The 19,852-nt window shown below is 67.8% G+C and carries 19 protein-coding genes; 8 read left to right on the top strand and 11 right to left on the bottom strand.

Annotation, left to right across the window (positions count from 1 at the left end; genetic code table 11):
- Positions 1-95 precede the first annotated feature (95 nt).
- The 4 genes from FEK34_RS18935 to FEK34_RS18920 all read right to left on the bottom strand — a co-directional run bounded on the left by FEK34_RS18935 (position 96) and on the right by FEK34_RS18920 (position 4,917).
- Positions 96-1,526, bottom strand: coding sequence for a fatty acid desaturase (locus FEK34_RS18935; protein WP_138449380.1), 1,431 nt, complete (start codon positions 1,524-1,526; stop codon positions 96-98).
- Positions 1,527-1,654: 128 nt separating this feature from the next.
- Positions 1,655-2,803 (bottom strand): ferredoxin reductase, encoded by a 1,149-nt coding sequence (locus FEK34_RS18930; protein WP_138449378.1) that lies wholly within the window; start codon positions 2,801-2,803, stop codon positions 1,655-1,657.
- A 121-nt stretch (positions 2,804-2,924) separates the two neighbouring features.
- Positions 2,925-3,455, bottom strand: a complete 531-nt coding sequence (locus FEK34_RS18925) for a DUF6912 family protein (protein WP_171048305.1) — start codon at positions 3,453-3,455, stop codon at positions 2,925-2,927.
- A 37-nt stretch (positions 3,456-3,492) separates the two neighbouring features.
- Positions 3,493-4,917 carry a WS/DGAT/MGAT family O-acyltransferase gene (locus FEK34_RS18920; protein ID WP_138449376.1) on the bottom strand — a complete coding sequence of 475 codons (1,425 nt, stop codon included), beginning with the start codon at positions 4,915-4,917 and terminating at the stop codon, positions 3,493-3,495.
- Between the two features lie 330 nt (positions 4,918-5,247).
- Between FEK34_RS18920 and secA the strand changes: the two genes are divergently transcribed.
- The 3 genes from secA to FEK34_RS18905 all read left to right on the top strand — a co-directional run bounded on the left by secA (position 5,248) and on the right by FEK34_RS18905 (position 9,478).
- Positions 5,248-8,082 (top strand): preprotein translocase subunit SecA, encoded by a 2,835-nt coding sequence (secA, locus tag FEK34_RS18915; RefSeq protein ID WP_138449374.1) that lies wholly within the window; start codon positions 5,248-5,250, stop codon positions 8,080-8,082.
- Between the two features lie 291 nt (positions 8,083-8,373).
- Positions 8,374-9,114 carry a DUF3558 domain-containing protein gene (locus FEK34_RS18910; protein WP_138449372.1) on the top strand — a complete coding sequence of 247 codons (741 nt, stop codon included), beginning with the start codon at positions 8,374-8,376 and terminating at the stop codon, positions 9,112-9,114.
- Between the two features lie 124 nt (positions 9,115-9,238).
- A complete protein-coding gene (locus FEK34_RS18905) occupies positions 9,239-9,478 on the top strand; it encodes a hypothetical protein (protein ID WP_138449370.1) in 240 nt (79 codons plus the stop codon).
- A gap of 69 nt (positions 9,479-9,547) precedes the next feature.
- Here the strand turns inward: FEK34_RS18905 and rsgA are convergent, their stop codons facing one another.
- The 4 genes from rsgA to FEK34_RS18885 all read right to left on the bottom strand — a co-directional run bounded on the left by rsgA (position 9,548) and on the right by FEK34_RS18885 (position 14,226).
- Positions 9,548-10,549, bottom strand: a complete 1,002-nt coding sequence (gene rsgA, locus FEK34_RS18900; RefSeq protein WP_138449855.1) for a ribosome small subunit-dependent GTPase A — start codon at positions 10,547-10,549, stop codon at positions 9,548-9,550.
- On the bottom strand, positions 10,546-11,832 hold the full coding sequence (aroA, locus tag FEK34_RS18895; protein WP_138449368.1) for a 3-phosphoshikimate 1-carboxyvinyltransferase: 1,287 nt from the start codon (positions 11,830-11,832) through the stop codon (positions 10,546-10,548). Before aroA ends, rsgA begins: the two co-directional genes overlap by 4 nt.
- A 61-nt stretch (positions 11,833-11,893) precedes the next feature.
- Positions 11,894-13,396 carry an aldehyde dehydrogenase family protein gene (locus FEK34_RS18890; protein ID WP_138449366.1) on the bottom strand — a complete coding sequence of 501 codons (1,503 nt, stop codon included), beginning with the start codon at positions 13,394-13,396 and terminating at the stop codon, positions 11,894-11,896.
- A 272-nt stretch (positions 13,397-13,668) separates the two neighbouring features.
- Complete coding sequence (locus FEK34_RS18885; protein ID WP_138449364.1) at positions 13,669-14,226, bottom strand: hypothetical protein; 558 nt, start codon at positions 14,224-14,226, stop codon at positions 13,669-13,671.
- A 145-nt stretch (positions 14,227-14,371) separates the two neighbouring features.
- Here FEK34_RS18885 and FEK34_RS18880 point away from each other — a divergent pair, with 145 nt between their 5' ends.
- Entirely contained in the window at positions 14,372-15,172 is an 801-nt protein-coding gene (locus FEK34_RS18880) for an SOS response-associated peptidase (RefSeq protein WP_138449362.1), read from the top strand.
- Between the two features lie 147 nt (positions 15,173-15,319).
- On the opposite strand, the gene FEK34_RS18875 is transcribed toward FEK34_RS18880, so the two are convergent.
- Positions 15,320-15,628, bottom strand: coding sequence for a hypothetical protein (locus tag FEK34_RS18875; RefSeq protein WP_138449360.1), 309 nt, complete (start codon positions 15,626-15,628; stop codon positions 15,320-15,322).
- A gap of 153 nt (positions 15,629-15,781) precedes the next feature.
- Positions 15,782-16,276 carry a Cys-tRNA(Pro) deacylase gene (ybaK, locus tag FEK34_RS18870; protein ID WP_138449358.1) on the bottom strand — a complete coding sequence of 165 codons (495 nt, stop codon included), beginning with the start codon at positions 16,274-16,276 and terminating at the stop codon, positions 15,782-15,784.
- A 369-nt stretch (positions 16,277-16,645) separates the two neighbouring features.
- Between ybaK and FEK34_RS18865 the strand changes: the two genes are divergently transcribed.
- On the top strand, positions 16,646-17,299 hold the full coding sequence (locus tag FEK34_RS18865) for a sigma-70 family RNA polymerase sigma factor (RefSeq protein ID WP_014352523.1): 654 nt from the start codon (positions 16,646-16,648) through the stop codon (positions 17,297-17,299).
- Positions 17,296-17,595, top strand: coding sequence for a mycothiol system anti-sigma-R factor (rsrA, locus tag FEK34_RS18860; RefSeq protein WP_014352522.1), 300 nt, complete (start codon positions 17,296-17,298; stop codon positions 17,593-17,595). The genes FEK34_RS18865 and rsrA overlap by 4 nt, the downstream gene beginning before the upstream one ends.
- 96 nt (positions 17,596-17,691) lie before the next feature.
- Here rsrA and FEK34_RS31390 read toward each other — a convergent pair whose 3' ends face one another.
- Positions 17,692-17,766 carry a 50S ribosomal protein bL37 gene (locus FEK34_RS31390; protein ID WP_022597109.1) on the bottom strand — a complete coding sequence of 25 codons (75 nt, stop codon included), beginning with the start codon at positions 17,764-17,766 and terminating at the stop codon, positions 17,692-17,694.
- A 250-nt stretch (positions 17,767-18,016) separates the two neighbouring features.
- On the opposite strand from FEK34_RS31390, the gene FEK34_RS18855 reads away from it, so the two are divergent.
- Both FEK34_RS18855 and FEK34_RS18850 read left to right on the top strand, forming a co-directional pair.
- Positions 18,017-18,232, top strand: coding sequence for a biotin/lipoyl-binding carrier protein (locus FEK34_RS18855; protein WP_138449354.1), 216 nt, complete (start codon positions 18,017-18,019; stop codon positions 18,230-18,232).
- 32 nt (positions 18,233-18,264) lie between these two features.
- Positions 18,265-19,779 carry a sensor histidine kinase gene (locus FEK34_RS18850; RefSeq protein ID WP_014352519.1) on the top strand — a complete coding sequence of 505 codons (1,515 nt, stop codon included), beginning with the start codon at positions 18,265-18,267 and terminating at the stop codon, positions 19,777-19,779.
- The last annotated feature ends 73 nt before the right edge of the window (positions 19,780-19,852 follow it).

Here is a 19,852-nt window from a genome sequence, read left to right as displayed (position 1 = left end):
GGCGGTTACAGTACCGTAAGTTACGAGACCGTAGGTTATCGAGATCTTGCCGAAACTGTGGCAAATCCCGCATTGCGTTCAGCCGGTGGAAGCTGTTATTTTCCCGCCCGCCGCAGCCGGTACTCGCGGCGCAGCGACTCCCGCTCGGCCTTGGCCCGCTCCTTCAGCGAGCGCCTGGCCTCGCGCAGCACTTCCTTCTCGTGCCTGGCCTTCTCCTTGAGGGCGCGCTTGGCTTCGCGCAGCACCTCTTTCTCGTGCCTGGCCTTCTCCTGGAGCACCGTCCTGGCCTCGTGCATGGCCGAGCGCAGGCCGCGACGGCGGCCCGTGGCCGGGTCGATGGACCAGTGCAGATGCTCGGTCCCGGTCCAGTTCGTCACCGGCGAGGGCAGGGTGATGCCGGCGAATTTGCGTTCGGACGACGTCTCCGGCGCATCGTCGGAGGTGCGGCGCAGGAACCGGTCCGGAAGAGCGAGCTTGTGGATCGTGCGGAACGCCAGCAGGTACTGCTTGCCCAGCGAACCCGTCGTGTAGGGCAGGTCGTACTTGTCGCACAGCTCGCGCACCCGCTGGGCGACCTCGGCGTAGCGGTTGCTCGGCAGGTCGGGGAACAGGTGGTGCTCGATCTGGTAGCAGAGGTTGCCGCTCATGAACGCCATCGCCGGCCCGGCCTTGAAATTGGCGCTGCCGAGCATCTGGCGCAGATACCACTCGCCGCTGGTCTCGTCCTCGAGCTGCTCGATAGTGAATTTCTCGGCGCCGTCAGGGAAGTGGCCGCAGAAGATCACCGCGTACGCCCACAGGTTGCGGATCAGGTTCGCGGTGGCATTGGCCTTGAGCGTCGACATGAAGGCGGGGCCGGTGAGTGCCGGATAGAACAGGAAGTCCTTGGCCACCTGGCGGGCGATCTTGCGGCCGAACTCGATATTGGGTTCGGACTTCAGCTGACGGGGCGGGACGCCGGCCAGTTCCTTCTCGATGCTCCAGTCGTGCAGCGCGATGCCCCACTCGAAGGTCGCCGCGAGGATCAGGTTCGCCACCGGCTGCACCAGGTGCACCGGGCGCCACGGCTCGTCCCTGGTCATCCGCAGGATGCCGAAACCGAGGTCCTCGTCCTTGCCGAGCACGTTGGTGTAGGTGTGATGGGAATAGTTGTGCGCCCGGCGCCACTGCGCCGACGGGCCCGTCATATCCCATTCCCAGGTGGTGGAGTGGATTTCCGGATCGTTCATCCAGTCCCACTGGCCGTGGCTGATGTTGTGGCCGAGCTCCATGTTCTCGATGATCTTGGCCACCGACAGCAGCGCGGTGCCGGTCACCCAGGCCCAGCGGTTGCGGCTGCCGAACAGCACGGCCCGCCCGGCCACTTCCAGCGCACGCTGCGCGGCAATGGTGCGGCGGATGTATTTGGCGTCGCGTTCGCCCAGCGACTGCTCCACCGACCGGCGCACGGAATCGAGCTCATGTCCGAGGGTCTCGATGTCGGTGGCCGTCAGATGGGCAAAGGCTTTGATGTCGGTGATGGCCACCGGCGTCCCTTCTGTCTTCGATCAGCCCGGCGGGCCGTATCCGATCGGCCGCGAGGGCCGTAGTCGACTTACCCAGAGGGTACCCGCCGAACACCCGATTCAGTGGAGTCCGATCGGTGCGAGATCGGTCAGATGTCGAGGGTGCAGTCTCCGGCGGCGGCCGACACGCAGGTCTGGACCTTCTCGCCTTCGCGCTTCTCGTTGCCATTGCGCAGATCGCGGGCGTGCCCGGCGGCGATGGTGACCACACAGGTCTGGCAGATGCCCATCCTGCAGCCGAACGGCATCTGCACACCGGCCGCCTCGCCCGCCTCGAGCAGGCTGGTGGCGCCGTCCACCTCGGTGGTGCGGCCGCTGCGCCCGAAGGTCACGGTGCCGCCCTCGCCGACCGCGGAACGTTCGATCTCGAACCGCTCGACGTGCAGCCGCTCGCTGATACCCGCCTCGGCCCAATGCTTTTCGATGTCGTCGAGCATCGGCAGCGGGCCACACGCCCAGGTCTGGCGTTCGCGCCAATCGGGGATGCGTTCGTCGAGCGCGGCCACGCTGAACTTGCCCTGCTGGCCGGTGAGCTGAAGTTGGGCGGTGAAGCCGGGATGCTTGGCGTCGAGCTCGCGCAGCTCGTCGCCGAACATGACGTCCTCGGCGGTGCGCGCGGAATGGATGTGCACCACATCGGTGACCACGTCGCGGCGATCCATCGCCCGCAGCATCGACATCACCGGAGTGATACCGCTGCCCGCGGTGAGGAACAACACCTTCGCCGGCGGCGGATACGGCAGCACGAACGAGCCCTGCGGTGCGGCCAGGCGCACGATGGTGCCCACCGGGACGCCGTTGACCAGATGGCTGGACAGGAAGCCCTCCGGCATCGCCTTCACCGCGATGGAGATGACCTTCTGCTTGCCCTTGCGCCCGGCGGAGTCGGAATCGGTCCAGTCCGGAGGACAGGTCAGCGAGTAGGAGCGCCAATGCCAGCGGCCGTCGACCAGCAGGCCGATGCCGATGTACTGGCCCGGTTGGTACTGGAAGTCGAAGCCCCAGCCCGGCTTGATCACCAGGGTCGCCGAATCGGCGGTCTCCGAGCGCACGTCCACGATGCGTCCGCGCAGCTCCCTGGCCGACCACAGCGGGTTGGCCAGGTGCAAGTAGTCGTCGGGCAGCAGCGGGGTGGTCACCCTGGCCACCGCGCCGCGCAGCACGTTCAACCGTCCGCCACGCTCGGCGACGCTCGCGGCCGGTGCCTCGAGCCAATCGCGGACATTCTTGAAAACCATCGCTGCCGTTCGTCTCCCTGATTCGTGGGCGGAGGCGGTACACCGCCTGTCCGCAAGGTTACGGCATCGTAGGTTAGCCGCTCGGCGCGGCGGTGTCAGGACCGCCAGCGATTCACTCGGCTCAGAGTAATTCGAGCAGGAACGGCAGTTCCTGGGCGGCGTACCAGGCCAGCTGATGATCTTCGGCGTCGCCGAGGACGAATTCGGCGTCCGGATCGCCGAGGTCGGCGGCATCGATGACGTCGACCGCCTTGGCGACCGCCGGTTCGGCGTCGGCCAGGTCGACGTGCACCGAGGCGATCCGGTCGTAGGTGATCGGGCCGGACAGCCGGACCACGGCGTCGTCGAGGTCCGGGCGCAGCTTCGCGCCGGTGACGTCGGCGGCGATCACCGCCCTGCGGTAGACCGGGGCGTCCGGCAGGGTGGCAGGCGCGTCGTCGTCGGGTTCGTCGCCGGCGGCCATGGCTTCGGTGATGGCGTCGCGCTCGGCCGCGATCAACCGCAGCGCGGCGCGCGCGGCCTCGCCCATGGCGACCTCGGCCAGTTCCTCGTCGTCGCCGGAGGCGTAGGCCTCCCGCAGCGCCGGGGTGACCGCGAACGCGGTCGAGCCGACCGCGCGCAGCTCACGCTGTTCGACCAGTTCGCGCAGCATCGGCACGGTCGCGGGCACATAGACGCGCAGCTTGCTCTCAGAGGCAGGCACCGAGCATCTCCTCCATGGATTCGTGCACCGACGCCGACAGCACCCCGATATCGGCCATCGCGTCGCGGTCGGCGTTGAGCCCGTAGAAGACCCGCCCGTCATAGGACGTGATCCCGATGCTCGTCACCTGATTACGCAGCAACGGCGACACCGGATACATCTCCAGCATCCGCGCGCCACCGATGTACATCGGCTGCTGCGGACCCGGCGCGTTGGTGATCACCAGATTGAACGTGTGTTCTGCGAAGGTACTCGCCGCCCGCACACTCATCGCGTGCAGGCTCGCCGGGGCGAACCCGGCCAGATGCACCAGGGTGCGCGCCCGCACGCCGCGCCGGTTCTTGGCGGTGGCCTCGGTGGCGTGCGAGATATGGGAGAGCCGGATCACCGGGTTGGGTTCGCCGACGGGCAGGTCGATGAGGAACGAGGACACCTCACCGGCCGGGTTGAGTGTGTCGTCGGCGCCGTCGACGTACACCGACATCGGCACCACCGCCCGCAGCACGCTCGAATCGACCAGCGCTTCTCCTCGCGAGAGCAGCCAGTTGCGCAGCGCACCGGTGACCACCGCGAGGATCGCGTCGTTGATCGAGCAGTCGAAGCGGCGCTTGATCTTGCGGTAATCCTCGAGACCGGTGGTGACGACGTCGAAGCGGCGCTGCCGGGAGGTGCGGGCATTGAGCGGGCTGTCCGGGGCGCCGGTGGTCACCGATCGCACCGCCGAGACCACCGATTCGACCGCGCGCCCGGTGGTACCGATCAGCCCGAAGCCGCTCGACCCGGCTTCGCGCAGCACCTCGATCGCCTCGCTGGGCTGGCCCGCCAGCTGGGTCAGCGCGCCGACCAGCAGTTCGGTATCGCTCGGCTCCCGCGGGGCGCACCACGCGTCCTGGGCGAAGCCACGCGGTGAGGTGCCCGAATCCAGGATGACGTGCCCGATCTCCAACGCGCTCTCGCCGTCGACCAGGGCGGAATGCGATTTCGTGAAGATCGCGCAGCGCCCACCCGACAGGCCCTCGATCAGATACATCTCCCACAGCGGTCTGCCCTGATCCAGCGGCCGCGAGGACAGCCGCGCCACCAGGTCGTGCAGCTGCTCGTCGCTGCCGGGAGCAGGCAGCGCGGAGCGGCGGATGTGGTAGTTGATGTCGAATCGGCTGTCTTCCACCCACACCGGCCTGCCCAGCGACAGCGGGATCTCGCGCACCTTCCTGCGGTAGCGCGGCACCAGCGACAGCCGGGACTCGACCAGATCGACCAGGCGGTCGTAGTCGAGCACGGGCTTGCCGTGCCCGTCGCCCGGATCGGCGGTGGTGTTCTGGAGGATCGCGAGAGAGCCGATGTGGATCGGGTTGCTGCTCGACTCGAGTCGATAGAAGGACGCGTCCTGCGGCGTCAGCCTCGTGATCACGCTGCCCGATGCTCCTTCCCGTGCCGCCTCTGCGAGCAGCCCGTCCCGACCATTGTGGTGCCGCTACATCGATTCATGTCCCATTCTGTGGCATCTGGAGCGAATACGTCGTGCACGGGTACCGTTGGGTTCATCCACATCGACACCGCGTGTGGCGGTGGCTGCCTCGCCCGTCCTCGGCCCGGCCCTGCAAGCGGCTGACCACGGCGCCTACCATGGGTGCCGCATTACCATGAAGCGAGCTGCGGCTTCCGCACCACGCGGGCCGTGCGTACCGGCCCGGGGGGCCGGGGACACGACGACACACCGACCAGAGGACTGACGAGACCCGTGCCTGCGCTGACACTGACGAGGTTGCTACGGATTGGTGAGGGTCGCATGGTCAAGCGGCTGTCCCACCTCGCCGAGGAGGTTCTCGCGCTCGAGTCCGACTACGAGGACTTCACCGACGACGAACTGCGCGCCAAAACCGAGGAGTTCAAGCAGCGCTACACCGACGGTGAAACCCTCGACGACCTGCTGCTGGAGGCGTTCGCGGTGGCGCGGGAGGCGTCGTGGCGGGTGCTGAACCAGAAGCACTACAAGGTTCAGATCATGGGTGGCGCCGCGCTGCACCTGGGCAACATCGCCGAGATGAAGACCGGTGAGGGCAAGACCCTGACCTCGGTGCTGCCCGCCTATCTCAATGCCATCAGCGGCGACGGCGTGCACATCGTCACCACCAACGACTACCTCGCCAAGCGCGACTCCGAGTGGATGGGCCGCGTGCACCGTTTCCTCGGGCTCGAGGTCGGCTCGATCCTGTCCGGCATGACGCCCGCGCAGCGTCGCCTGGCCTACAGCGCCGACATCACCTACGGCACCAACAACGAGTTCGGCTTCGACTACCTGCGCGACAACATGACCCATTCGCTGGAGGACCTGGTCCAGCGCGGGCACAATTTCGCCGTGGTCGACGAGGTCGACTCCATCCTCATCGACGAGGCGCGCACCCCGCTGATCATCTCGGGTCCGGCCGACGCCTCCTCGAAGTGGTACGCCGAATTCGCGCGAATCGCGCCGCTGCTGAAGAAGGACCTGCACTACGAGGTCGACATCAAGAAGCGCACCATCGGTGTGCACGAGGCCGGTGTCGAATTCGTCGAAGACCAGCTCGGTATCGACAACCTCTACGAGGCCGCCAACTCGCCGCTGGTGAGCTACCTGAACAACGCCATCAAGGCCAAGGAGCTCTACCAGCGCGACAAGGACTACATCGTCCGCGACGGCGAAGTGATCATCGTCGACGAGTTCACCGGCCGCATCCTGGTCGGCCGCCGCTACAACGAGGGCATGCACCAGGCGATCGAGGCCAAGGAAGGCGTCGAGATCCAGCCGGAGAACCAGACGCTGGCCACCATCACGCTGCAGAACTACTTCCGCCTCTACGAGAAGCTCTCGGGCATGACCGGTACCGCCGAAACCGAGGCGGCCGAGCTGCACCAGATCTACAACCTCGGCGTCATCCCGATTCCGACCAACAAGCCGATGATCCGCGCCGACCAGGCCGATCTCATCTACAAGACCGAGGAATCCAAGTTCGCCGCCGTGGTCGACGACGTCGTCGAGCGGCACGAAAAGGGTCAGCCGGTGCTGATCGGTACCACCAGCGTCGAGCGCTCGGAGTACCTGTCCAAGCAGTTCACCAAGCGCGGGATCGCGCACAACGTGCTGAACGCGAAGTACCACGAGAAGGAAGCCGAGATCATCGCCGAGGCCGGCCGGCCCGGTGCGGTCACGGTGGCGACCAATATGGCCGGTCGTGGTACCGACGTCGTGCTCGGCGGCAACCCCGACATCATCACCGACATCATGCTGCGCAAGCAGGGCCTGGACCCGGTGAACACCCCCGAGGAGTACGAAGCCGCCTGGCTGCCGACCCTCGAACAGGTCAAGGCGCAGACCGCCGAAGACGCCGACAAGGTGCGCGAGGCGGGCGGGCTGTACGTGCTCGGTACCGAGCGGCACGAATCGCGTCGTATCGACAACCAGCTGCGTGGTCGCGCCGGCCGTCAGGGCGACCCGGGCGAGTCGCGGTTCTACCTCTCCCTCGGTGACGAGCTCATGCGCCGCTTCAACGGCGCCGCGCTCGAGGCCATCATGACCAGGCTGAACCTGCCCGATGATGTGCCGATCGAGGCGAAGATGGTGTCCAAGGCCATCAAGAGCGCGCAGACCCAGGTCGAGCAGCAGAACTTCGAGATCCGCAAGAACGTCCTCAAGTACGACGAGGTGATGAACCAGCAGCGCACCGTCATCTACGGCGAGCGCAACCGGATCCTGCGCGGTGAGGACATGGAGGGCCAGGTCCAGGAGATGATCACCGATGTGATCACCGCCTACGTCGACGGCGCCACCGCCGAAGGCTACGTCGAGGACTGGGATCTGGAGAAGCTCTGGACCGCACTGAAGATGCTGTACCCGGTCGGTATCGACTACAAGGAACTGGTCGGCGAAACCGGCATCGGCGAGGCCGGCGAACTCACCCGCGAGGAGCTGCTCGAAGCGCTGCTTCAGGACGCGCACGACGCCTACGCCAAGCGCGAGGCCGAGATCGACGGGCTTGCAGGTGAGGGCAGCATGCGCACCCTGGAGCGCCAGGTGCTGTTGCAGGTGCTCGACCACAAGTGGCGCGAACACCTCTACGAGATGGATTACCTCAAGGAGGGCATCGGCCTGCGCGCGATGGCCCAGCGTGACCCGCTGGTCGAATACCAGCGCGAGGGCTTCGACATGTTCACCGCGATGCTCGACGGCCTGAAGGAAGAATCGGTCGGCTACCTGTTCAACCTCCAGGTCGAGGTGCAGCAGCCGCAGCCCGAGGGCGTCGCGGTCGACCCCGGCCTGCGTTCCCCGGTCGGCGCCATGGCCGCCCCCGCGCCGGCCCCGGCCCAGCCCGCCGCCAACGGTGCCCCCGCGGCCCTGCGCGCCAAGGGCATCGACACCTCGGGCCCCCGCGGCCTGAGCTACTCCGGCCCCGACGAGGGCGGCCACGCCGCCGTGCACAGCGCCTCGGAGGAGTACGGCGACGGCGACGACACCCACGGCACCCGCCGCGAACGCCGCGAAGCCGCCCGCGCTCAGGCCAAGGGCAAGCGCGCACCGAAGTCGCGTCGCAAGCACTGAGCGAACACTTGTGAAGGCGCCCATGGGTTTCCATGGGCGCCTTCGCCATACCCGGGTATCTACCGCGCGTTGTGATTTCGACCGAGGCGACCGCGAGTAGCCCTGGTCTGCGGGTTGTGGCTTTCCGGTACTCCATGCGGCGCCTCTCCCGACCCTCACAGCGTGCCGCTATGTAACGGCTCGTTTTTCGTTGTCGATCAAGCTGTCGGGTTCACGCTCGTGAGCCCCGGAAGTTCCTGACGGGATGGCCGAAGGTCCTCGAGAATGCTTGGCAGTAAGGGAATCTCGACAATGATGAGACGTACGAAGGTGCTGGGCATCGCAATCGCGTGCAGTGTCGGGCTGGTGCTCGCCGGATGCGGCGGCGAAACGGGGGAGGCACTTCCGGGTGACGGAAAAACGGTCACCTCGACCGCGGCCCGCACCACCGCCGGTGCCGCGTCCACGACGGCCGGCAGCGCCGCGCCCGGCGAGTCCGGTGCGGAAAGCGGCAGCGCGGCACCGGATCCGGTAGATCCGCCGGAACCCGGGGACAAGCCCGGTGAGGGCGCACCCGCGACCGGACCGGCGGCGGAACCGGCTCCGGAGCCGGCGGAACCGACTCCGGCCCCGGGCGGCGCCGGGCTGTGGGACCCCTGCGCGCTGCCCGAATCGGCCCTGTCGGCAGCGGGACTGGATGCCTCCACTGAGCAGAACATCACCGGCTCCTGGCGTCCGGACTGGCTCACCTGCCAGTGGCAATCCGCCGACGGCGCCTTCGACATGACGGTGGTCTCCACCGATCGGTCGCTCGACGAGGTGCGTCAGGACCCCGAATTCAAGGAGTACACCTCGGTGTACGTCGATGGACGCGATGCGGTCAAGTACCGGTCGATCCAGGATGTGAACATGTCGACCTGCGCGGTCAGCGTGGTCGTCCCGGACGGCAGCGTCATGTTCTCGCTGCGCTTGCACGGTGGCAAACCCGAGGTGGGCCAGTCGTGCGGACAGACGGCCGTCGTCAGTGAGGCGCTGGCCGCATACCTGCCATGACCCCGCAATCCGGGTCTTCCGTAAATAGCGGTTCGTTATGTAACGGGCCATCACATGATGCCGACTATTCAACCGGGAGCGCACTCCGTGAGCCCGGAAGTCACTGAAGAAGAACAGGTTTGACATGACTCGTCTCCATCGCCACATCGTCGCGGGTGCCCTCCTGGGTGGCGCGATGCTGATGTCCATCGCCCCCGCGCACGCCGAAGCGGGCCTGCGGCTCACTGAGGCCGAGCCCACGACCGCGCACATCGACGGCAGCGGAATCGTCAGCAGCGGTTCGGCCGACTTCCTCACCGCCGGCTCTTCCGAGGCGTTGAGCCGCATGTGGTGCGGCACGCTGTGGCAGCCGGTCTGCCACTGACCGACGGCTGGTGAGTGGGGCCATCACCCCACTCACCGGCACAGATGCGATGGGCGGCCCTGCGCCCGACTACCAGTGATCGTTGGAATTCAACGCCGTCAGCAGCTGACGAATCGCCGCCACGCGGCGTTCCTTGCCGGGCAGTTGGTCCAGTGCGCACTCCGGATCGGCGGGTGGGCCCAGGTGGGTGCAGCCGCGCGGGCAGTCTTCGATCGCGTCGGCGAGGTCGGTGAACGCGGCGATGACGTCGTCGGGGGTGATGTGAGCCAGGCCGAAGGAGCGCACGCCGGGGGTGTCGATCACCCAGCCGCCGCCCGGTAGCGGCAGCGCGACCGATTGGGTGGAGGTGTGTTTGCCTTTGCCGACGCCGGAGACCTCGCCGACGGCACGGTCGGCATCGGGGACCAGCCGGTTGACGAGGGTGGATTTGCCGACACCGGAATGGCCGATGAAGGCGGTGAGGTGGCCGGTGAGCAGCTCGAGCACCGGCTCGATGGGATCGTCGATGCCGCCGTAGACGATGGTGAGCTCGAGATCGTCGAAGAGGGCGGCGAATTCGGAGTCGGCGGCCAGATCGTGTTTGGTCAGGCACAGAATCGGTTGCAGGCCACCGGCATACGCGGCGACCATGGCACGTTCCACGAAACCGGTGCGTGGTGGCGGATCGGCCAGCGCGACGACGATGAACAGGCGTTCGGCATTGCCGACCACCACCCGTTCGAAGGGGTCGGTGTCATCGGCGGTGCGGCGCAACACCGTTCGCCGCTCGGCGACGCGCACGATCCTGGCCAGGGTGTCGGGCTTACCGGACAGGTCCCCGACGACGTCGACCTGATCGCCGACGACGATCGGCGTGCGGCCGAGCTCGCGCGCCCGCATGGCGACGATCAGACGGTCCGGATCGCCGTCGAGCACACAACCCCAGCGGCCACGGTCGACCGACACCACCATGGCGGCTTCGGCATCGTTGTGCTGCGGGCGGGTCTTGGTGCGCGGACGCGAGCTCTTGCCGGGACGCACCCGCACATCGGATTCGTCGTAGCCGGCGAGGGAGCGGCCGCGCCGGCTCAGCGCACCGCTCCCTGATCGGCGGGATCGAGCATCCGCTCCCACAGCGCCACGAAGTTCGGCAGGGTTTTCGCGGTGGTTCCGATGTCTTCGATCTCGATCCCCGGCACGGTGAGACCGAGAATGGCGCCCGCGGTGGCCATCCGGTGGTCGGCGTAGGAATGCCACTGCCCGCCGGTGAGCGGCGCGGGGACGATCTCGAGCCCGTCCTCGGTTTCGGTGACATTGCCGCCGAGCCGGTTGATCTCGGTGGACAGCGCGGCCAGCCGGTCGGTCTCGTGCCCCCGCAGATGCGCGATGCCGCGCAGATAGGACGGCGAATCGGCGAGGGCGGCCAGCGCGGCGACGGTGGGGGTGAGCTCACCGACATCGTGCAGGTCGATATCGATGCCCGCGAGCCGGTCCGGCCCGTTGACGGTCAGCACACCATCGAAGATGCGCGCCTCGGCGCCCATCCGCACCAGGATCTCGCGGATGACGTCGCCGGGCTGGGTGGTCAGCCGCGGCCAGTGCGGAATGCTGACGCTGCCGCCGGTGACCGCCGCAGCGGCCAGGAACGGCGTCGCGTTCGACAGGTCCGGTTCGACATCCCAGTCCACGGCGGCGATAGCGCCCGGCGCCACCGTCCAGGTCTGCGCCTTGCGACTGTCGGCGGGAGCCTCCACCTCGACGTCGGCGCGGCGCAGCATCTCCACCGTCATCTCGATATGCGGCATCGACGGCAGCGCCTTGCCGTCGTGATGGACGGTGATGCCCTCCTCGAAGCGCGCGGCCGACAACAGCAGGCCGGAAACGAACTGCGAGGAGCCCGACGCGTCGATGGTGACCGCGCCGCCGCGCAGCGATCCGCTGCCGTGCACGGTGAACGGCAGCGCGTCGCCATCGATCCGCGCGCCGAGCCCGCGCAGCGCGTCCAGGATGGTGCGCAGCGGCCGGACCCTGGCCTGCGCGTCCCCGTCGAAGGCCACCGCACCGGTGGCGAGGGTGGCCAGCGGCGGCAGGAACCGCATCACCGTGCCCGCCAGCCCGCAGTCGACGGCACCGCCACGCAGCTCGCCCGGCGTGACGGTGAGGGTTTCGGCGTCGCCGTCGATGCGGACGCCGAGGGCCCGCAGTGCGTCGATCATCAGGTTGGTGTCGCGGCTGCGCAGCGCACCGGTGATCGTCGACGGCCCCTCGGCGAGGGCGGCCAGGATCAATGCTCTGTTGGTGATCGATTTCGATCCGGGCAGGGTCACGGTCGCGTGCACGGGGGCGTCGACATGGGGCGCTGGCCAGAAATTCACCAGTCCATCTTCGCTTATGTGCGGCGCGGATACACGGGCGGCGTGGAATCCGCCCGATCTGTTACGTGTGTCTCCCGTGCAACACCGGCACCAGGCGACGCAGAAGTTTCATGGTCGACTGGGTGCGGGAGTAGCTGAGCAGGGCCATGCCGGGGATGCTGAACCGCTGGATCGCGATCGAATGGGGGCTGACGAATTCGCGCAGGCCCTGTTCGCCGTGGATACGCCCGATGCCGGAATCGCCGCTGCCGCCGAAGGGCAGTCCAGGAATGGCGGCGAAGCCGAGCACCGAGTTCACCGAGGTGGCCCCGGCGCGCAGCCGGCGGGCGATCTCGAGGCCCTGTTTGCGCGAGTACACCGCCGAGCCGAGGCTGTAGGTGGAGTCGTTGGCCAGGGCGATCGCCTCGTCGACGCTGTCGACGGTGCGGATGGTCATGGTGGGTCCGAAGGTCTCCTCCTTGACCGCAGCCGAATCCTCGGGAGCGTCGAGCAGCACGACCGGCTCGATGAACGGCGCCTTGACCGATTCCGGGCCGCCGACCACGGCGGTCGCACCCTTGGCGATGGCGTCGTCGATGTGGCGGCGCACGATGTCGACCTGGCTGGGCATCGTCATCGGCCCATAGTTGGCGCCGGCCTCGGCGCCGGGCTTGACCTCGGCGAGGATGCGGCGCACTTCGGCGACGAATTCGTCGCGAATCGACCGATGCACATATACCCGCTCGACACCCGCGCAGGTCTGGCCGCTGTTGGAGGTAGCGCCCCAGGCCACCGCGTCGGCCGCGGCTTTCACATTTGCGTCCGGCGCCACAATCACCGCGTCTTTACCGCCGCATTCCAGCAGCACCGGGGTGAGCGACTCGGCGGCTGCGGCCATGATCTTGCGGCCGGTGCCGGGCGAGCCGGTGAACGCGATCTTGTCCACACCCGCCCGCACCAGCGCCGCGCCGGTCGCGCCGTAGCCGTTGATCGTGCTGAACACGCCCTCGGGCAGGTCCGGGTTGGCCTTGGTGAACGCTTCGGCGAGGAAATTGCCGATGCCGGTGGAGTACTCGCTCGGCTTGAACACCACGGTGTTGCCCGCGGCGAGCGCGTAGGCGATGGAACCGTTGGGGGTGTAGACGGGATAGTTCCACGGGCCGATCACACCGACCACGCCCAGCGGGCGCTGCTCGAGCCGGGCCGAGAAGTTCGACATCAGCGCGCCGGGGGAGATCTTCTTGGGCGCGAGCACCTTCTTGGCGTGCTTGGCCGCCCAGGCGATGTGCTCGAGGGCGAGCATGAGTTCGAGGAAGGCGTCGTCGAGCGGTTTGCCGTTCTCAGCGTGGATCAGCGCGCAGAACTCGTCGGAATCGGCGACCAGCCGGCTCGACCAGCGCAGCAGCGCTTTACGGCGCTCGTCGAAATCGAGTGCGGCCCAGGTCTCGGCGGCCTTGCGGGCGGTGGCGACGGCGGCGCGGACGGCGTCGTCGTCGGCGATGGGGTAGGTGGCCAGGGTCGCGCCGGAGGCGGGATCGACCGAGGTGAGCACCTTTTCCGCGGGGGCGGCGTCGGTCGTTGTCACAGGGGCTCCTCGTGCCGGGCGCCCGGACGGTCCGCCTGGGCGCTGGGTGGTGGCGTGGCTTGTCGGGCGCATGCCGAGCGGGCCGGAGGAAACCCTCCGACTCGTTGAGAGAATGTTATGGCATTACTCTCAGGGTGTCACCAGTTCGGGCCGATCGATTCGGCCCTCTCCGGCGTCATCCCCGTCAGTATGCGCGCCTTCCGCGCCTCGATCCCGGCATCGGCGAGCATTCCCTCGGTGGGAACCCGTTCGTCACAGCAGGGTTCGAGCGTTCAGGGAACGGGAGCGGGCGCCGGAGCAGTTGAGCCCGAGCGTAGGTCGACGACCACGGCGGGCGAGAAATCGAACAGATTCGGATCGAATTCGCCACTGATCGGGTCGATATTGCAGGTCGTGCCCACCACATAGACCCCACGCGGGATATCGGTGAACGATCCGCTGATCTGCCCGGTCGCGGAAGCGAACTGGATCCGCGGTCCCGCCGCGAGCGCGCCCTCGGCGATCAGGCGCTGCAACAGCGCGAACACATCCGGCTCACGTCCGCTGAGGGTGTCGATGGCGGCGGGCGCGAGGATCGGCGCGGCGACGAGGACGTTCACCACCGCGGTGGTGCATTCGCCACGGATGACCGGGAACGTATCGCGCCGGTTGGGGATGTTGTCGATGGTGTAGTCGATGGTGGAACCCGCCACCGAGGTGTTCAGGTCGACCGGTGGTCGCGGATCCTGTGCGGCGGCGACAGCGGGCACTGCGGTGGCGGTGAGGACGCCGAGCGCGACGGCCGCGCAGAATCTGCCAATCCCGATGCGGAAGAAACTGGATCGAAGCATGGATCTCTCCTCTTCGTCAGATTCCGCTCACGCTAGCAGTGATCCCCAGGTCGGCGCGGGATTCCGGGCGGCCCGCCGGGGCGTGAATCCGCGGTGCGGCACGAAGTCGGCTGTCGATGTCGGTGCCCGGTGGCACTATCGGGATATGTGCGGACGCTATGCGACGACGACCAACCCCGGCCGGCTCGCGGTCGAGCTCGACGCGATCGATGAAACCGGCGAGGAGACCGGGCCGGAGAACTCCGATCGCGGCGGCGCGAACTACAACGTCGCCCCGACGACGCAGGTGCTCACCGTGGTCGAACGCCACGACCACGACCACCCCGACGACGACCCGCGCCTGCGGATCCGCCGCATGCGCTGGGGTCTCATCCCGCATTGGACCAAGGCGGCCGAACCGGGCGTGCCGGTGAAGGGCAAACCGCTGTTCAACGCGCGCGCCGACAAGGCCGCCACCACACCGTCGTTCCGGGACGCGGTGAAATACCGCCGGTGCCTGGTGCCGATGGACGGCTGGTACGAGTGGCTGGTGCAGCCGGATCCGTCCGGCGCCAAGAGCAAGGTGGTCAAACACCCGTACTTCATGTCGAACGCGGATGGTTCGCGGCTGTACATGGCGGGCCTGTGGTCGGTGTGGCGCGATAAGACCCAGCCAGAATCCGAGCCGCTGCTCTCATGCACGATCCTGACCACCGACGCCATCGGCGATCTCACCCGCATCCACGATCGGATGCCATTGCCGATGCCGCGTGAGCATTGGGACGCCTGGCTGGACCCGGATCATCCCGCGCCCGCAGAACTGCTGGAACCACCGGCGCCGGAGCTGGTCGCCGGTATCACCGCGCGGCCGGTGTCGCCACTGGTCAACAGCGTGCGCAACAACGGCCCGGAACTGCTGGAACCGGCCGACGACAAGGAGAAGTCGGAGCAGATCAGCCTGCTGTGATCCGGGCGCTCGCACCACCCATGCGCCCGCCTGTGCGCCGGGTGCGGCTCCGCGGGTCCGCGGCAGCGGGCCGCGACAGGACACAGTGACGGGACCGGGCTATCCGGTATCCGGACGACCCGGCCCGTCACACACTGCACACGCGTCTCAGATCGAGCAACCCACCGTCGGCGTCACGACGTTCAAACCGCATTTGAGGATGTTCGCGGCCAGGTCGATGACCTCGCTGGCGAGCCCGCCGCCGAATTCCTCGGCCCGCTGGGCGCGCTCGTCCTTCTTCGGCTCGTGGGCGGTGCCGCCGTCTTCCCCGCCGTCGAACGGGTAGGTGGGCTGGCCGCCCTGCGGCGCGGCGACCGCGGCCGGGGCCGACAGCACCGCGGGGCCCGCGGCCAGGATCAACGCCCCGGACAGGGCGACGATCGTGGTGCGCAGACGTTGGCGCGGAGACATTCGCATCACATCCTCGGATCGGTCGGAAACTTGGCGCTTCAATTGACGCACACCGAACCGCCCGAGGCGAGGTTTACCGGCGTGGCGCCACAGTGTTTCCTTCGCGGCGACACCGAATTTCAGCTCGCGGCCGTCGGCTCCAGCCTGCGGCCACCGGCTTCAGCCTGCGGTGACCGGCGCGATGACCGCTCCGGTCAATCGGGCCAGGTCGGCCGGTGCCAGTTCGATCTCGAGTCCACGCCGGCCGGCACTGCACAGAATGTGTTCCCAGCGGTTCGCCGAGGCGTCCACCACGGTCGGCAACGCCTTGCGCTGGCCCAGCGGTGAGATTCCGCCCAGCACATAGCCGGTGCTGCGCTCGGCCTTCGCCCGGTCGGCCATAGCCGCTTTGGGTGCGCCTAGTGCGGCGGCGGCCGCCTTCAGCGACAGGCTCCGCGGCACCGGAAGCACCGCAACCGCCAGCGACCCGGTGGACAGTTCCAGCACCAGGGTCTTGAAGATCTGCCCGGGATCCAGGCCGAGCTCGGCCGCGAGCGCGTCGACCGCCTCGGTGCCGTAGGAGTCGGTGCGCGGGTCGTGAGTGTAGGTGTGCACCCGGTGCTCGACCGCGGCCTGCACCAGGGTGCGGATGGCGGGGGTTGAGGCTCGTGCCATACCGGTCACCCTAAGGCGCCTGTCGAGCCGATTTCACCGCCGCCGCATACACGTCCCCTCCCGGCACCCGCCGGCCTCGAATGGGCGCACCTACCGGATTCGACGCCACCGGCGACCGGTCGACACGGGTGCGGGAACACGGCCGGTGGTTCCTCTGTTGCATCGGTACAGCGCTCGCGCGTGATTCCGGTGGAGTGCGTGACGGCTCGCATTCCGCCGCCGCGCTGGTCCGGCGCAGTTCATGAAGGAGGAGCTTTGCCCGTTCTGGTCGAAGAACGCCCGGTGTGGACCGAGGTCCCGCAAGCTCGGTTCCCGGCGGAAACAGTGGTGCCGGTAGATTTGGCGGGGACGCCGATCGAAGGGACACCTGTGACGAGCGACGAAGACGTGGCGGAGGATCCGACCGCGCTGGCTCAGCGGTTCGAGCGCGACGCGCTCCCGCTGCTCGACCAGCTCTACGGCGCCGCGCTGCGGATGACCAGGAACCCGGCCGACGCCGAGGACCTGGTGCAGGAGACCTACGTCAAGGCGTATCAGGGCTTCAAGTCCTTCAAAGAGGGCACCAACCTGCGTGCCTGGCTGTACCGGATCCTGACCAACACCTACATCAACTCCTATCGCAAGAAGCAGCGTCAGCCCGCGCAGTACCCGACCGACGAGATCACCGACTGGCAGCTGGCCGCGACCGCCGAGCACACCTCGACCGGTCTGCGCTCGGCCGAGGTGGAGGCGCTGGACGCGCTGCCCGACGACGACATCAAGGCCGCGTTGCAGGAGCTGCCGGAGGAATTCCGGATGGCGGTGTACTACGCCGACGTCGAAGGCTTCCCGTACAAGGAGATCGCCGACATCATGGGCACTCCTATCGGTACGGTGATGTCCCGGCTGCATCGCGGCCGTAAGCAATTGAAGGGTTTGCTCGCCGACGTGGCGCGCGAACGTGGATTCAACCGCGCCGGGGGCACGTCAGACGACACGTCCGCGTCCACCGCGGACACGGTGCGCCAGGAGGTCAAGCAGTGAGCGCCGAGCACGATCCCGACATGGAGCTCGACTGCACGGCGGTACTCGCCGATGTGTGGCTGATGCTCGACGGTGAATGCGACGACTCGACCCGTGCGCGGCTACAGCACCATATGGATCACTGCGCGCCGTGCATCGAGGCCTACGGCATCGAGGAGAAGCTCAAGGGCCTGCTCAGCCGCAAATGCGGTGGCGACCGCGCGCCGGATTCGCTGCGCGAGCGGTTGACCGTGGAGATCCGCCGGTCGGTGACGATGCGGCAGGAGTCCACCCGCATCGAGTCGGCTGAGTCCTGAGCGGGTCCGGTACCCGGAAAACGAACGAGCGGCACGTCCTTCCGTCAGGAAGTGACGTGCCGCTCGTGTTTCGGTCGAAGACCGAGCGAACGCGCGTCAGGCGTTCGGACGCTTGCCATGGTTGGCGGCGTTGCCCTTGCGGCTGCGCTTCTTACGGCCACGTTTACCCATCGGTAGCTCCCGGATCACCCCCGCCTGCGCGGGGAACTCGTCGATAATTGGGATAGTCCCCCCGCGTGCACGGGGAAAGACGAATCCTCCCCGCCGGTGCGGGGCCCGTGCCAATCTACCGCACACCCCCGCGACGGCAGCCGGGGGATTCCTCGGCGAAGGCGGTGGCCGGGAGTGTGATTGGCTATATCGTCAGCGGGACCTCACCGCCCACGGCGGTGACCCATACAACAGAGGCGAACGGGGTGTCATGGCTGAGGAAGTGCGTGCGGAGATGGTCTCGACCGTGCTGACGGTGGAGGTCGCGATCGGTGACCGGGTGACCCATGACCAGACTCTGGTGCTGCTCGAATCGATGAAGATGGAGATTCCGGTGATCACCGAGGTCGGCGGCGAGGTCACCTCGATCGCGGTCACCCCGGGCCAGGTCCTGCAGCAGGGCGATCTGATCGCCGTCATCTCCTGAGCGCGCGGCGGAATCGAAGCGACTGATCGATCATGGCGACACTGAGCGAGCTGCTGGCCGAACACACCGATCTACCCGGCGTCGCGGTGGATCATCTGCAACGGGTGGTGGGGGATTGGCAGCTGCTCGCGGATCTGTCCTTCGCCGATCTGCTGTTGTGGGTGGGTGCGGGGCCGGTCACCGATGGCGCCGACATCGTGTGTGTGGCGCAGTGCAGGCCCACCACCGCGCCCACCGTGCACTACGAGGATCTCGTCGGGACCCAGGCGCTGCGGACCGAACATCCGCAGGTCTTCGAGGCCCTGACCACCGGCCGGATCGTGCGCACCGACGGTGAGGCCGACGCCAAGGGCGTCTACCACCCGTATCCGGTCGACGCCATCCGCGAGGCCATTCCGGTGCGCTGCGGCGACGACGTGATCGCGGTCCTGAGCCGCGACACCGATCTACAACGGTCCAAGGTGCGCAGCACGCTGGAGATCGCCTATGTGGCCTGCGCCGACGATCTGTGCCAGATGATCGCCGACGGCACCTTCCCGACCACCGAGGATCGCGCCGCCACCCATTCCAGCCCGCGCGCCGGCGACGGATTCATCCGGCTCGACACCGAGGGCATCGTCACCTATGCCAGTCCCAACGCGCTCTCGGCCTATCACCGGATGGGCCTGCAAGCCGATCTGGCCGGGCAGGATCTGGCCGTCACCACCCGTTCGCTGATCACCGATCCGTTCGACGCGCAGGAAGTGGTCGGCGATATCCAGGCCGCGCTGGCCGGTCGCACCGGGCGCCGGATGGAGGTGGAGGCCAGGGGCGCGACGGTGCTGTTGCGCACGCTGGTGCTGCGCCCGCACGGTGAGCTGGCCGGTGCCGCGGTGCTGGTGCGCGATGTCACCGAGGTCAAGCGCCGCGACCGCGCGCTGCTGAGCAAGGACGCCACCATCCGGGAGATCCATCACCGGGTGAAGAACAATTTGCAGACCGTGGCCGCGCTGCTGCGGTTGCAGGCCCGCCGCACCGAGAACGAGGAGGCGCAGGTCGCGCTGACCGAATCGGTCCGCCGCGTCACCTCCATCGCCTCGGTGCACGAGATGCTGTCGATGTCGGTGGACGAAGAGGTCGACCTCGATGAGGTGGTGGACCGGCTGCTGCCGATCATGGCCGACGTCGCGACCGTGCACACCGCACGGATCAAGGTGCGCCGGGCGGGTTCGCTCGGTGTGTTCTCCGCGGAGCGGGCGACACCGTTGGTGATGGTGTTGACCGAGCTGGTGCAGAACGCCATCGAGCACGCCTTCGATGCCGGCGAGAACGGCACCGTGACGATTCGTTCCGAGCGTTCGGCGCGCTGGCTCGACGTCATCATCAGCGACGACGGCCGCGGCCTGCCCCCCGGTTTCAGCCTGGAATCCTCCGACCGGCTCGGCCTGCAGATCGTGCGGACGCTGGTGACGGCCGAACTGGGCGGTTCCATCGGCCTGCATCCCGGTGCCGATATCGGCACGGACGCGGTGCTGCGGGTCCCGTTGGGCCGGCGCTCAGGACGCTGACTGTTTTCAGCCCGACAAACAACAAGCCCGGCACCTCTGCGGGTGCCGGGCCGAATGCGATTCGGGTCCGGGC

It is taken from the genome of Nocardia cyriacigeorgica (assembly GCF_005863245.1).
In the GTDB taxonomy this organism is placed as follows: Bacteria; Actinomycetota; Actinomycetes; order Mycobacteriales; family Mycobacteriaceae; genus Nocardia; species Nocardia cyriacigeorgica_C.
Note: the sequence above shows the minus strand (reverse complement) of the source record. Positions and strands in the feature narration are given on the sequence as shown.

Bases quoted from the DNA above. Each gene is read 5' to 3' on its own strand.
- FEK34_RS18885 (WP_138449364.1), bottom strand. From the start codon at position 14,226: ATGCTTCGATCCAGTTTCTTCCGCATCGGGATTGGCAGATTCTGCGCG.
- FEK34_RS18850 (WP_014352519.1), top strand. From the start codon at position 18,265: ATGGCGACACTGAGCGAGCTGCTGGCCGAACACACCGATCTACCCGGC.
- FEK34_RS18925 (WP_171048305.1), bottom strand. From the start codon at position 3,455: ATGCTGCGCGAACTGGTCGAACAGCGTGAGCTGCGCGCGGTCGGCTCG.
- FEK34_RS18855 (WP_138449354.1), top strand. From the start codon at position 18,017: ATGGCTGAGGAAGTGCGTGCGGAGATGGTCTCGACCGTGCTGACGGTG.
- FEK34_RS18905 (WP_138449370.1), top strand. From the start codon at position 9,239: ATGACTCGTCTCCATCGCCACATCGTCGCGGGTGCCCTCCTGGGTGGC.
- FEK34_RS18910 (WP_138449372.1), top strand. From the start codon at position 8,374: ATGATGAGACGTACGAAGGTGCTGGGCATCGCAATCGCGTGCAGTGTC.
- FEK34_RS18930 (WP_138449378.1), bottom strand. From the start codon at position 2,803: ATGGTTTTCAAGAATGTCCGCGATTGGCTCGAGGCACCGGCCGCGAGC.
- FEK34_RS18880 (WP_138449362.1), top strand. From the start codon at position 14,372: ATGTGCGGACGCTATGCGACGACGACCAACCCCGGCCGGCTCGCGGTC.
- ybaK (WP_138449358.1), bottom strand. From the start codon at position 16,276: ATGGCACGAGCCTCAACCCCCGCCATCCGCACCCTGGTGCAGGCCGCG.
- FEK34_RS18875 (WP_138449360.1), bottom strand. From the start codon at position 15,628: ATGCGAATGTCTCCGCGCCAACGTCTGCGCACCACGATCGTCGCCCTG.